The organism is Herbaspirillum sp. Her2 (assembly GCF_057961375.1).
Window position 1 is genome coordinate 817,386 of record NZ_CM176331.1, and the last position, 12,802, is coordinate 830,187.

The 12,802-nt window shown below is 59.7% G+C and carries 14 protein-coding genes; 9 read left to right on the forward strand and 5 right to left on the reverse strand.

Annotation, left to right across the window (positions count from 1 at the left end):
• Positions 1–59 precede the first annotated feature (59 nt).
• On the forward strand, positions 60–416 hold the full coding sequence (locus ACWHXP_RS03765) for a CPCC family cysteine-rich protein (RefSeq protein ID WP_134222920.1): 357 nt from the start codon (positions 60–62) through the stop codon (positions 414–416).
• 147 nt (positions 417–563) lie between these two features.
• Positions 564–1,175: a hypothetical protein gene (locus tag ACWHXP_RS03770; RefSeq protein WP_489634462.1), complete on the forward strand. Its 612-nt coding sequence runs from the start codon at positions 564–566 to the stop codon at positions 1,173–1,175.
• A 189-nt stretch (positions 1,176–1,364) separates the two neighbouring features.
• Here the strand turns inward: ACWHXP_RS03770 and ACWHXP_RS03775 are convergent, their stop codons facing one another.
• Positions 1,365–1,628: a hypothetical protein gene (locus ACWHXP_RS03775; RefSeq protein ID WP_489634461.1), complete on the reverse strand. Its 264-nt coding sequence runs from the start codon at positions 1,626–1,628 to the stop codon at positions 1,365–1,367.
• A gap of 19 nt (positions 1,629–1,647) precedes the next feature.
• Positions 1,648–2,571, reverse strand: a complete 924-nt coding sequence (locus tag ACWHXP_RS03780) for a GGDEF domain-containing protein (RefSeq protein ID WP_489634460.1) — start codon at positions 2,569–2,571, stop codon at positions 1,648–1,650.
• 336 nt (positions 2,572–2,907) lie between these two features.
• On the opposite strand from ACWHXP_RS03780, the gene ACWHXP_RS03785 reads away from it, so the two are divergent.
• Positions 2,908–3,156 carry a hypothetical protein gene (locus ACWHXP_RS03785; RefSeq protein ID WP_134222917.1) on the forward strand — a complete coding sequence of 83 codons (249 nt, stop codon included), beginning with the start codon at positions 2,908–2,910 and terminating at the stop codon, positions 3,154–3,156.
• Between the two features lie 79 nt (positions 3,157–3,235).
• Here the strand turns inward: ACWHXP_RS03785 and ACWHXP_RS03790 are convergent, their stop codons facing one another.
• On the reverse strand, positions 3,236–3,733 hold the full coding sequence (locus ACWHXP_RS03790) for a response regulator (RefSeq protein ID WP_287019554.1): 498 nt from the start codon (positions 3,731–3,733) through the stop codon (positions 3,236–3,238).
• Positions 3,734–4,251: 518 nt separating this feature from the next.
• Between ACWHXP_RS03790 and argE the strand changes: the two genes are divergently transcribed.
• Positions 4,252–5,454: an acetylornithine deacetylase gene (gene argE / locus ACWHXP_RS03795; RefSeq protein ID WP_276843959.1), complete on the forward strand. Its 1,203-nt coding sequence runs from the start codon at positions 4,252–4,254 to the stop codon at positions 5,452–5,454.
• 80 nt (positions 5,455–5,534) lie between these two features.
• Here the strand turns inward: argE and ACWHXP_RS03800 are convergent, their stop codons facing one another.
• Both ACWHXP_RS03800 and ACWHXP_RS03805 read right to left on the reverse strand, forming a co-directional pair.
• Positions 5,535–6,692, reverse strand: a complete 1,158-nt coding sequence (locus ACWHXP_RS03800) for an MFS transporter (RefSeq protein WP_039784817.1) — start codon at positions 6,690–6,692, stop codon at positions 5,535–5,537.
• A 96-nt stretch (positions 6,693–6,788) separates the two neighbouring features.
• Positions 6,789–7,445 carry a 7-cyano-7-deazaguanine/7-aminomethyl-7-deazaguanine transporter gene (locus ACWHXP_RS03805; protein WP_039784818.1) on the reverse strand — a complete coding sequence of 219 codons (657 nt, stop codon included), beginning with the start codon at positions 7,443–7,445 and terminating at the stop codon, positions 6,789–6,791.
• A 158-nt stretch (positions 7,446–7,603) separates the two neighbouring features.
• On the opposite strand from ACWHXP_RS03805, the gene yddG reads away from it, so the two are divergent.
• From yddG to ACWHXP_RS03830, 5 genes are all read left to right on the forward strand, one after another.
• Positions 7,604–8,500, forward strand: coding sequence for an aromatic amino acid DMT transporter YddG (gene yddG, locus ACWHXP_RS03810; RefSeq protein WP_489634459.1), 897 nt, complete (start codon positions 7,604–7,606; stop codon positions 8,498–8,500).
• A 169-nt stretch (positions 8,501–8,669) separates the two neighbouring features.
• Positions 8,670–9,383 carry an energy transducer TonB gene (locus ACWHXP_RS03815; RefSeq protein ID WP_489634458.1) on the forward strand — a complete coding sequence of 238 codons (714 nt, stop codon included), beginning with the start codon at positions 8,670–8,672 and terminating at the stop codon, positions 9,381–9,383.
• A gap of 22 nt (positions 9,384–9,405) precedes the next feature.
• Positions 9,406–10,140, forward strand: coding sequence for a MotA/TolQ/ExbB proton channel family protein (locus ACWHXP_RS03820; RefSeq protein ID WP_489634457.1), 735 nt, complete (start codon positions 9,406–9,408; stop codon positions 10,138–10,140).
• On the forward strand, positions 10,140–10,553 hold the full coding sequence (locus ACWHXP_RS03825) for an ExbD/TolR family protein (RefSeq protein WP_039784993.1): 414 nt from the start codon (positions 10,140–10,142) through the stop codon (positions 10,551–10,553). Before ACWHXP_RS03820 ends, ACWHXP_RS03825 begins: the two co-directional genes overlap by 1 nt.
• Positions 10,554–10,660: 107 nt before the next feature.
• On the forward strand, positions 10,661–12,775 hold the full coding sequence (locus ACWHXP_RS03830; RefSeq protein WP_288067299.1) for a TonB-dependent siderophore receptor: 2,115 nt from the start codon (positions 10,661–10,663) through the stop codon (positions 12,773–12,775).
• The last annotated feature ends 27 nt before the right edge of the window (positions 12,776–12,802 follow it).

The following is a 12,802-nucleotide window of genomic DNA, read 5'->3' on the forward strand; positions in this document are numbered from 1 at the left end:
GCTACAAATTACCGACGGAGGTCATCTCCACTATCGGTCACAACGAGACGTACCAGAATATGTTTACCTGCCCTTGCTGCGGCTATGAGGTCTTTCCTGCACCGCCCGGTTCATACGATATTTGTCCCATCTGTTTTTGGGAGGATGACGAGCTGCAGTTGTACTATCCTCATGTCCACGGCGCTAATCCCGCTAGCCTGATAGAGTCGCAAGTCAACTTTGTGCAGTTCGGTGCATGTAACAAAGAGATGGCGAAAAATACCCGCAAGGTCACGGGAGACGATACGCGAGACTGCCATTGGTTTCCTCTCTGGGAGCGACGTGTTGATGTTCCTGATATCAATGAAATTGAACTCAAGAGAGGGGCATCCGTTGGGGACCTATACTATTGGCGCCGACCTGCCTCTAGCCGATAGTGTTTGAAGTCGGGTTCCGGCCAGCAGTTGACCTGCTCCCCGAGATGATCTCCCTGCTTTCCTATTTCCACGCATTCCAATGCAGCGCGACTTTTAGCGCCTATCCTTGGTAATCAATTGGTGTGTCTTGACGTGCAGGCGTTTGATATGTCACGTCATGAAATGCAGGAAATCTCGGAAATTGAAGCGTTTAAATCTTGGAACGCCTTGCAGATTTCAGTTGTAATAAAAATGCGACAGCACGAAACACAGCGGCAACCTAGCCATTGCATGAGGTTTTCCATGGCCCAGCGATTGACGGGGCCACTACCTGACCAGGAGAAAACCATGCGCCGCTTTTTGATTGCTATCATGTTGATGTTCTCGTTGAATGCATACGCAGCCGATCGTTACGATGGCATCCCTGAGCGTTTCTTGTCTCTGTATCAATCTGGAAAGCCGATGGAAGCGCTGGACTACCTCACGAAGACATCTCCCTATGCGAAGGAGCTTTCTGACCAGATCCGGAGTCTGCGCGAAGTGGTTAAGACCTACCAACAGTCAATGGGGAAGTTCGGTGACGCCGAGATGATCTCGGAACGCACCATCGGCACCCGTTACGTCTACATGAAGTACATGTTGAACTATGAACGCCAGCCTGTTCTGTTTGAGCTGACTCTGTACCGCTTCAAGGATCGCTGGGCTCTCCAGAATGTCTCTTTTAATGCCAACTTCAACGAGGAGATTGCACGCGAGTCGAACGCTACAACGGCGAAGTAATGTAGATGAGGTTGTAAAGGCCAACGATGATTTAGAGGAAAACCCCTGCTGGAGTTTTCCTCATTTTTATTCTTGATGAATCTTGCTTGTTTTCCGAGATGATCTCGCGGACCTCTTTGATTTTGGCCTGATGTAGAGCCGCGGCACGTTTCGCACTTTGCTTTATGGTGTAAGTTCGTTTGAACGTTTTCATATTGTCGACCTTGCTAACCAGCTCAATGCCCTTGTTCTTCTTTTTGGCTTTGTCCGCCACTCCGCGTTCAAGCCGGTGATGCCTTCCTCTGGATCATGATCGAGCTCGCGCTCAGTGTCGCCCGGTTCGGCTTTTTTCTTGAACGCGATGCGCAAAGTAAAGCGGCTTCCCGTGATGGAATGCGTGACGGTCTTCGACCACCATTCCGTAGCATCGATCTCTTCCTTGGAGCCAGAAACCACTACAGGCGACTGTGGCATGATCCTGGTAACACTTGAGCTACCGGTGAGGTTTTCCTTCGACCCGATTGCGACCGTTCGCTTTGGCTCGATAGAGATGTTGATCAGCCTCAAAGAGCAGGTTCTCGGTCGAGATGTTGCTGGCAATCTCCAAGGTGGACACGCCGATACTGACGGTGATAGTCCCGAAAGAAGATCCATTGTGTGGAATTGCGAGATCTTGGATTGCTTGTCTTAGTCTTTCACCAAATATCAAAACATTATTTGGAGACATGCCAGGCAGAATGCATACAAATTCTTCCCCTCCGTATCTCGCGGCCAATTCATTCGTCGATTGAATCAATGCGCTGATCGTGGCCGCTACGCGTTTTAAGCAATGATCTCCTTGTATATGCCCGTATAGATCATTGAATGCTTTGAAATAATCGACGTCGATAAGAACCAAAGAAAAAGGAATGTTCTGTTCTAGCGCACGTTGAAGCTCTCTTTTAAACACCTCATCAAAATAGCGTCGATTCGCTATTTGGGTCAGGTCATCGGTAATGCTCAGCAAATAGATTTGCTTGTTCAGCGCGAGCAGTGAGGCTTCAGTACGCTTCCTTTCAGAGATATTTCGAACGATAGAGCAATTAAATCTTCTTCCTTCAAATTGAACCAGGCTTGCATTCACTTCAATTGGAATAATCTGGCCAGATTTGTTCCTGTTGGTCGTTTCCAGACAAACGGTCTGCTTTATCTCAAGCTCCTTCCAATGATCTTTCCAGCGTACCTCGTCAAAGTCTGGATCAATATCACAGACCCTCAATTGACTTAGCTCTTGAGATGTATAGCCTAAAAACTCTGTGGCAGCCTTATTGACGAATACGTAAAATCCGTCTTCGTCGAGCCAAATAATCATGTCGCTCACTGCGTCAATTGAATATAACGCTAGCTCGGCACCAAGTTCCGTTAATGTCGATCTCATTTACTTATACGCCTTGATGCCTCTGCAAGGCTGCCGGGAAAATTGGGTAGTCGACATTATATTTAATTTCTCTGAGACATCCTTCGCTCCAACAGCGGAATAAATGGCTTCATTATGGCCGTTGACCATCAGTGAAGTGCTTTTCGCCTCGGCAGGTTCTTTTTCGTTTCTTGGAAATGTCTGTGTCAGTCGTTTCCCCGCCTCGGCTGGAAGCCCGGAGTCGCTGCCGCCGCCGTCAAAGAGAAGGGCCCTGGTGCACCTGAATCGCCTCCCGGCGGCAAGCAGCCCTCTTCGTGATAGCATCCGACACATTATTCACACCAAGGAAAGCCGCCCATGTCAGAACTGGAACAAGACCCCTGGATCGTCCGTGCCGAAGAGTTGAAGACGCAAATGGAATCCCTGCTGGTCGCGCAGCTGGAAGAATATGAAAAGATGACCGCCAAGCTCGAACAGTGGAAGCAGAATCCCGGCGGCTCCTGGCTCACCGAGGCGGATTACCAGCCTTGGCAGGAAGCCCTCAAGAAGCTCGAAGCCGCGCAGCGCGAATTCGATGGCCACATCAGTACGCGCGTGAAGAAATAAGCATCACCTCGCCCGCCCATCGCGCGGGCACAAGAACAACGCCGTGAGCACTGAAGCACACGGCGTTTTTTCTTTCCGCTCAGGAGGTTCCAGCTTCTCCGTCCGCCTCCCCTCTGCCTGCACTTGCATTGGAAGTCGAAGCTGAAGCTGAAGCCGAACGCCTGCGCCGCCGCTTGCTCCAGCGCCGCGCACGGTCCACCACCACCTCCATGAACTGCTGGGCCGTCTCGGGTTTGAGCAGATATTCCACGGCGCCGGCTTCCAGCAAGGCAGGCATCTCCGGCGGATAGTCACTGTCCGGAAATACCACGATCGGCACCGCACGCGTGTCGCGGCCCGCCTTCATGGCCTGGATGAAGTCCAGGCCGTTGTTTTCCATCATGCCTGGGTCCAGAAAGATCATGCCCGGCAGCTGCATCTCGCCATCCGCACGGCGCTGCAACAGTCCCTCGATGGCCGCGTCTGCTTCGTCAACCCACTGCAATACACAATGAAAATTGTTGCGCCAGAGCGCAAAGCGCGCCAGCTCTACTGCTTCGCCGTTCGACTCAATCATCAGTATGATCGGCGGTTTCATGGTCTTGTCCTTCTCTTGTAGTGACCCTGATCACCATTCCTGTGCCACGGGAATCCATGCTGACCTCTGCGGGCGCTGCTCCGGGCACAAAACTTCATCTGCAGTCTGACAAAAATGCGAAAAAGCTCCTAGCAGGAATTTCCTGATAAGCCCTGTTGCCACTGTCTACAAGACGGTCGTGCGAGTTTCAATTGGCTCTCAAGGCAAATCCTTGCCAGCGGGCATCCAGGCCTCTGCCGTCAAGATTTTTCATCTCCCCAACCCCTATCTGCATTGCGGTGTAAGCTAAACCTTCATTTGCACGCCAGCGAACCCGGTTGCATCATGCAGTTCCCACCAGCTGAGATTGTGAACATTGGGGAATTGATCAGCGCGGGCACCGTTTGCCTTGACCGGCCGCTATGCCAGCATGCGTCCGCCGTGGCACGCCGCTTGCTGCACTTCTGAGGGAACATGCAGCCTGCTGTCCTGTTGACCGCTGGCCCGCCGTTCCGGATTTGAACAGGCACACCATCATCATGAATGCACCACTGACATCAGCCGCCGCGCAACCGACCGAGGCGACGCTGGACATCCTCAAGACCCTCATCGGTTTCAACACCATCAGCCGCGAATCCAACCTGGGCCTCATCGAATGGGTCCGCGATCTTCTCGAACGCCACGGTGCCACCACCCGCCTGACCTACGACGCCGAACGGCGCAAGGCCAATCTCTTTGCCACGCTGGGCGATGCCGGTCCCGGCCGCTTCGGTACCGTCTTCTCCGGACATACCGATGTGGTGCCGGTCAAGGGACAGAACTGGGATACCGACCCCTTCGTGGCGCATGTGGCCGATGGCAAATTGTTCGGCCGCGGCGCTTGCGACATGAAAGGTTTCATCGCGGTCTGTCTGGCCCGCCTGCCGGCCATCGCCCAGGATCGCCTGCACACACCGCTGCACTTTTCGTTCTCTTACGATGAAGAAGTGGGCTGTCTGGGGGTGCGCGAACTGCTGGCTGACCTGCAGCAGAACGATATCAAGCCCACCGGCGTCATCATCGGCGAGCCCACCATGATGCAGCCCGTGATCGCGCACAAAGGCAAGCGCTCCTATCGCTGCTCGGTGCATGGCCATGCGGCGCACTCTTCGTGTCCGCACCTGGGCATCAACAGCATCGACTATGCGGCCATGATGCAGCTGAAGATCCGCGAGATCGCGCTGCGCGTGCGCCATTCGGAAGCGCAGGATTACGACTTCGACGTGCCGTATTCCTCCATCGTCACCACGCTCTCCAATGGCGGCAACGCGCCCAACATCATTCCGGACAAGGCCGAGTTTGTCTTCGAACACCGCTTCCTGCCCGGTATCGATCCGGCCGGGGTGTTCGACGAAGTGAAGCGTTATGCAGAACAGGAAGTGCTGCCGCAGATGCAGATCGAAGGTGCGCAAGGACGCATCGAATTCGAAACGCTGACGGCCTATCCGGGCATGAGCACGTCGCCCGATGATCCGCTGGTGAGTTCGGCACTGCGCATCCTGGGTAGTGAACGTGCGCGCAAGGTCGGCTTCGGCACCGAAGGCGGGCTGTTCGGTCAGGCCGGCATGCCGGCGGTGATCTGCGGGCCGGGCGACATCATCCATGCGCACAAGCCCAACGAGTTCGTGACACTGGAGCAATTGGCCCGATGTGAAAGTTTCTTCGACAACTTCGTCGCTTCGGCGCATCTGAAGGCGGTTTGATCGCTTCAGCATCTTCGCCGGAATGAACAAAGGCGCTTGCCCGTGAGGGTCAAGCGCCTTTTTTTCGGAGCGGGGAAGAGTCAGGCCGGAGCGCGAACGCGCTTGTCCAGCGAGGCCGAGACGGCCACCGTCACCAGGCCCAGCAGGGCGAAGACCGAGCCGATCAGGGGCAGGTCGGTCAGCGGCAGGCCAGCCGAGATCGCCAGTCCACCGACCCAGGCGCCAGTGGCATTGCCGAGGTTGAAGGCCCCCTGGTTGAGGGTCGAGGCGAGGTTGGGCGCGCCGCGTGCGGTGTCGAGCACGCGGATCTGCGCACCGGGCACCACCGCAAAGGCGAAAGCCCCCCAGGCGAACATCGTTGCCAGCGTCGGCCACTTGTAATGGCTGGTGAAGGAAAACAGCCCCAGCACGATGGCAATGCACAGGAACACGCCGCACATCACCGGCATCAGTTTCCAGTCCGCCAGCTTGCCGCCGACCAGGCCACCCACGGTGATGCCCGCGCCGAAGAGCAGCAGCACCCAGCTTTCTTCGCGGGCGCTGAAGCCGGTCACGTCCAGCAGGATGTAGGCGATGTAGGTGATCACGCTGAACATGCTGATCGAGGCCAGCGTCGAGGTCAGCAGCGACAGCTGCACGCGGGTATCGATGATGGAGCGGAACTCCTGGAAGATATTGCCGGCCTGCATGGGGATCTTCTTGGGCAGCATGGTCCACAGCATGACGGCGGCCAGCACGCCGATGCCGGTCACCACGCCGAAGGTGGAGCGCCAGCCCGCCGCATGGCCGAAGGCGGTGCCCAGCGGCACGCCCAGGATGTTGGCCACGGTCAGGCCGGTGAACATCAGCGCCACTGCCTGTGCGCGCTTCTGCGGCGTCACCAGTTCTGCTGCCACCACCGAGCCGATGCCGAAGAAGGCGGCATGGCAGAAGGCGGTGACCACTCGCGCCACCATCAGGAACGGGTAATTGGGGGCCAGCGCGCACAGCACATTGCCGAGGATGAACAGGCACATCAGCCCTACCAGCGCCTGCTTGCGCGGCCACTTGGCAGTAAGGATGGCGAGGATGGGCGCACCGGCGGCCACGCCCAGGGCATAGCCCGAGACCAGCATGCCGGCGGCCGGAGCCGTGACACCCAGATCAAGCGCAACGTCGGGCAGCAGGCCCATGATGACGAATTCAGTGGTGCCGATGCCGAAGGCGGCAACGGCGAGGGCAAACAGGGGCCAGTTCATGCGCAGTCCAGGTGGAGGGTGGAGAGGAGGAGGGCGCGGCCAGGGCAGACCGCGCAAAGCCGCAAGTTTACCGTTGGATGGAAATCGCTGCAGGACTCAAGCCGGATCGGCCGCCAAGGGGCGGCCAAACCAGCTCTTCAGGAAGGACATCAGCGCGCCATATGCCGGCAGGAAGAACAGCAGGCTGATGGCGATCTTGAAGCCGTAATCGACCAGCGCGATCTCCACCCAGTGCTCGGCCATGAAGGGATCGCTGCTGCGCCAGAAGGCGATGGAGAAGAAGGCGATGGTGTCGCTGGCATTGCCGAAGATCATCGATACCGACGGTGCCAGCCACCAGTGGCGCGAAGCCCGCAGGCGATTGAACACCTGCACGTCCAGCACCTGCCCCAGCACATAGGCCATGAAGCTGGCCGCCGCGATGCGCGCCACGAAGACATTGAAATGCGCCAGCGCGCCGAAGCCCTGCCATTGGCCCATGTAGAAGAGAGCCGAGATGCCGTAGGAAATGAACAGGGCAGGCAGCATCACCGCGAAGATGATGCGGCGGGCCAGTGGCGCACCGAAGAAGCGCACCGTCAGATCGGTCGCCAGGAAGATGAAAGGAAAGCTGAAGGCGCCCCAGGTGGTATGCAGCCCGAAGATCGAAACGGGCAATTGCACCAGGTAGTTGCTGGAAGTGATCACCAGAAGGTGGAACAGGGAAAGCCAGGTCAGCAGCGCGGCATGGCGGCGCAGGTCGAGAGTCGTCATATGAACCTTTTTGATGAATGGGGGCGAGGGAACCCATGGAATACGTCCGGCCGCCGCGCGGGCAATGGCCGCCGAAGACCGGACAGAAGGGGCAGGATTTTATCACAAGGCCCGGTCCCGGCCCTTGAGGTAAACTCTTGCGCTTTTGGGCAGGTGCAATGAACAGCAAGAAGGCAACCCTGATCGGTTTGAGCGCCGTGCTCTTGTGGAGCGCCATCGTTGGCCTGATCCGCGGCGTGAGCGAACATCTCGGTGCCACCGGCGGCGCGGCAGCCATCTATACGGTGGCCTCGCTGATCCTGATGGTGGCGGTCGGTTTCCCGCGCCTGTCCAGCTTCCCGCGCAGGTATCTGGTGTGGGGCGGCGTGCTGTTCGTGGCGTATGAACTGTGCCTGTCGCTCTCGATCGGCTACGCCCATAGCGGCCGCCAGGCCATCGAAGTGGGGATGGTCAACTACCTGTGGCCGACCTTCACGCTGGTGGCGGCGATTCTCTTCGGCGGGCAGCGCGCGACGCTGCTGGTGGTGCCGGGTTTCATCCTGTCCATGCTGGGTATCTGCTGGGTGCTGGGCGGCAATCAGGGCCTGGATCTGCCGGTCATGCTGGCCAACATCCAGGACAATCCCCTGAGCTATGGCCTGGCCTTCATCGGTGCGCTGATCTGGGCGGCCTACTGCACCGTGACCACCCGCATCGCCGAGGGCAGGAACGGTGTGACCCCTTTCTTCATGCTGGTGGCCTTGGCCTTGTGGGTGAAGGTTCTGCTGGGCGGTCATGCCGCTGAACTTTCCTTCAGCGTGCCCGCGCTGGTCTATCTGCTGCTGGCGGCTGCCGCCATGGGGCTGGGTTATGCGGCCTGGAATGTGGGCATCCTGCACGGGAACGTGACGGTGCTGGCGGGGGCTTCGTATTTCATCCCGGTGTTGTCCTCGGCACTGTCGGCCGCGCTGCTGCGTGCGCCGCTGCCGCCGTCGTTCTGGGTCGGCGCGGCGCTGGTGTGCGCCGGATCGATTCTGTGCTGGCGTGCCACCTCCGCAGGACGCAGAGAGGCGTGATCTCCCGATCTGATCCGCAGAGTTCACTGCCCCGGCATGCTGCCAACAAATTTTTACATCTCATGGGGCTTTCCTGACGCCGTTGTCATCAATGCGTAACGGCGAGGTCATCTTGACTGCCTAGACTCCTGCTTTTTTCAGAGCAAGGCCGCGCGACGCGGCAAGAGTCATGCTGTCATCCCTTCCTCTTTCTCCACAGCGCACGGTACCCGGTGCGGCCATGCTGCGCAGAGCGCAGCCGGCGCTGCTGGTGCTGGCTGCGCATCTGGGCTTGCTGTGGCTGGCCACGCAGATGCACGCCTTGCCCGCGCCCATCTCCACGCCACCGGTACCGCCCACCGTGATGCTGGCACTCCTCGAGTCCGCACCGCAGCCGCCCTTGCCTGCGACATCACCGCATCCTGCAGCCCCCGTGCGCACCGTGCCATTGCGGCCGGCACCCATGCCGCACGCCCGTCAGGCCGTGGCACCCGCGCCGGCCATGGTCACTTCTGCTGATACGTCATCTGCGCCATCTGCTCCTTCCTCGCCAACTGCTCCAGCGTCTGCGCCCGAGGCCGCCGCTGCCCCGGTGACGCCGGTCGCCCCGATGATCCGCCCGCCCGTCATTACCAGCGGCGTTCAGTACCTCACTGCACCGCAGCCGGTCTATCCCGCTGCGGCCCGCCGTCGCGGCGATGAAGGCGAGGTGCTGCTGCGCGTGCTGATCGATGCCCAGGGCGGGGTGGAGCAGATTGCACTGGAACGCTCTTCCGGCATCGCCAGCCTCGACCAGGCCGCGCGCGAGGCCGTCCGGCGCGCACGCTTCCAGCCCTATGTGGAGCAGGGCAGGGCGCTGCCTGCCTATGTGGTCGTACCGATCAAATTTCAATTGACGCAGTAACCCCGAACGAAAGGAATCAACAATGGATGCAAGTCCCTACGGCCTCACGGCCCTGTGGTCGCAAGGCGATGTCGTCACCAAGGCGGTGGCGCTTCTGCTGACGATGATGTCGATGGCCTCGTGGTATGTGATCGTGACCAAGGCCCTGCAATTGTGGCGCTACCGTACTCCGGCGCACGCCGCAGGCCACGCGTTCTGGGAGGCCGGCAACGTCGCCGCCGGCATCACCCTGCTGGGCCGCGACAATCCCTTTGCCGCGCTTGCCAGCGCCGGCCAGGGCGCAGTCGATCATCACACCACGCACCAAGGGCAGTTGCAGGATCGTCTGCCGGTCAGCGAGTGGGTCACGCTGTCGCTGCGCCAGGCCATCGATGAAGCCGCGGCCAGCCTGCAGTCGGGCATGGCGGTGCTGGCCTCGGTCGGTTCGACGGCTCCCTTCGTGGGCTTGTTCGGCACGGTCTGGGGCATCTACCACGCCCTGGTTTCCATCGGCAGCAGCGGCCAGGCCAGCATCGACAAGGTCGCCGGTCCGGTCGGCGAAGCGTTGATCATGACGGCGCTCGGGCTGGCAGTGGCCATTCCCGCCACCTTTGGCTACAACGCGCTCCTGCGCGGCAACAAGAGCATCCTCGCGCGACTGAACAAGTTCGGTTTCGAACTGCATGCGCTGTTTGTCACCGGGGCGCGCGCCGATGCCGCTTCGGTCGCGCCGGAACAGGCCCCGGCCCTGCGCCTGCGCACGCGGGGCGCTGCATGATGGGCATGGGTTCCCTCTCCGATTCGGACGATGACTTCAATCCCGAGATCAACACCACCCCGCTGGTGGACGTGATGCTGGTGCTGTTGATCATCTTCATCATCACGGTCCCGGTCATGAACAACGCCGTCAAGATCGACCTGCCGCGCGCCACCGCCCAACCCGATACGCTCAAGCCGGACAGCATCAACCTCGCCATCGATGCCGACGGCAAGACCTTCTGGAATGACGAACCGGTCGATCAGGCGCAACTGCAGGCTCGCATCGGCAAGGCAGCCTCCGCACCGCAGCCGCCGGAACTGCATCTGCGAGCAGCCCGCACCACACCCTACGAAAAAGTGGCACAGGTGATGGCCATGGCACAGGCAGGCGGGCTGGCCAAGATCGGTTTCGTGACTGATCCACGGCCATGAACCCGATAGCGACCCGATAAAAAAAGAAGACTGGCCGGCATTGCCCGGTCGGTCCATTGCATAGCCAAATCAACTCCCTCTCTCTCCACATCCACTGCGAGTCCGACATGAATTCCACACGCATTGCCCGTTTCCGTCCGTCCACCATGCGCCGTGCCCTGCTCGGCGCCGGCCTCCTGCTGGGCAGCGCCGGCCCGCTGATGGCGCAGGCCGATGACAGCGTGCTGCCCCAGATCACCGTCACCGACAGCGCCGACAAGAAGAAATTGGCCGAGAAGGTCAGCAGCGGTGCCCTCGGAGATCGTTCCGAACTGGAGACGCCGTTCTCCACGCGTGCGGTCAAGAGCGACGAGATCGAAGACCGCCAGGCCACCTCGCTGGCCGAGGTGCTGAAGTACGACGCCAGCGTCAGCAACAACAGTCCGGTCAATGGCACGCACCCGGCCACCATCTCGGTGCGCGGCCTGCGTCTGGATGATCTGAACGGCTACAAGATCGATGGCCTGGCCAACATCAACCGCGGTACCGAAATGCCGCTGGAGATGTTCGAGCAGGTGGAAGTGCTCAAGGGCTTGTCCGGCTTCATGTATGGTTTCGGCTCGCCGGGCGGGATCATCAATTACGTCACCAAGCGCCCGACCGATGACACCTTTTTTGCCACCGATCTCGGCTATGCCAGCGGCGGTACCTGGAAGGAACATGTCGATGCCGGTGGGCGCTTTGGCGAGGACCAGCGCTTCGGTTACCGCGTCAACCTGGTCAACGAAAGCGGCGATACCGAGGCCGACCACGGCAGCATCAACCGCCAGTCCATCGGCGCATCCTTCGATGCCCGCCTCACCAGCGACCTGACCGTGCGGCTGGATGCCATCTACCAGCGCCGCATCGCCACCGGCGGCACCGATGTCATCGTCAGCGGATTCAGGATTCCTTCGCCGCTGGATGGCACGACCCGGCTCTACAGCAATGGCTCCTTCACCGATGTCGATTACCGCCTGGTGACGCTGAGCGCCGACTACCGTCTTTCGGATGACTGGAAGGCCAGCGTCGCCGTGCGTCACTCCGAATCGGTACGCATCTACAAGAAGGACCAGTACTACATCACCAGCAACAGCGGCAATTACCGTGACCGTGTGACCTCGGAATACCACGGCTATGAATTCAACGAAGCGCAAGCCATGGTGCAGGGCAAGGTGCGCACCGGATTCCTCCAGCATGAGCTGGTGTTCGGCGCGATGGCGCAGAACCTGCTCTCGACCTCCTCGGTCAATACGCCCAAGCCTTACATCGGCACCGGCAACCTGTATGCGCCGACGATCTACTCGGCCGACAGCGTCAACTACAGCGGCGGCACGTATCGCGATGAAAAGACCACCCAGACCGCGCTCTTCGCCAGCGATACGATGAAGTTCGACGAGCGCTGGTCGGTACTGGCCGGTGTGCGCTATACCAACTACATCGATACCGCCTACAGCACTGCCAACACCACCAGCGCGCGCTTCACCGCCAATCCGCTGAGCCCGACGGCAGCCGTGATGTACAAGCCGCGCGCCGATACCACGGTCTACGTCAGCTATGCCGAAGCACTGGAGCAGAGTGCCTCCGCACCGACTACTACCGTCAATGCCAACCAGACCTTCGCGCCGATCAAGAGCAAACAGGCCGAAGTGGGCGTCAAGACCGAGCACGATGGCTGGAACGGCAGCCTGGCACTGTTCCGCATCGAGCGCGGCTCGCAGTACATCAACAGCGCCAACGTCTACGTGGCCGATGGCCAGAGCGTGTATCGCGGCGTGGAAGCCAATGGCTCGCTGCAGCTCACGCGTGATTTGAGCCTGGATGGCAGCGTGATGGTCATGGGCTCGGAGATCACTCATGCGGCGGCCGCGGTCAACGGCAAGCGTGCCGTCGGTGCGGCCGATATGCAGGCCGGGGCGCAACTGAGCTATCGCGTGGCGGCCTTGCCGGGCTTGCAATTGCATGCCGGCGCGCAGTATGTCGGCACCATGGCGCTGGATTCGGCCAATGCCAACATGCTCTCGCCGTACAGCCTGTTTGATGCCGGGCTGAACTATCGCACCCGCATCGGTGGCCACATGACGACCTGGAGCGCCAACATCACCAACCTGGCCAATCGCAAGTACTGGACCTACTATCAGGAAACCTACCTGAACGTGGGTGCGCCGCGTACCCTGAACCTGAACGTGCGCGCAGACTTCTGAGTGCCAAGGTTTTCCTGATTCGGAAAG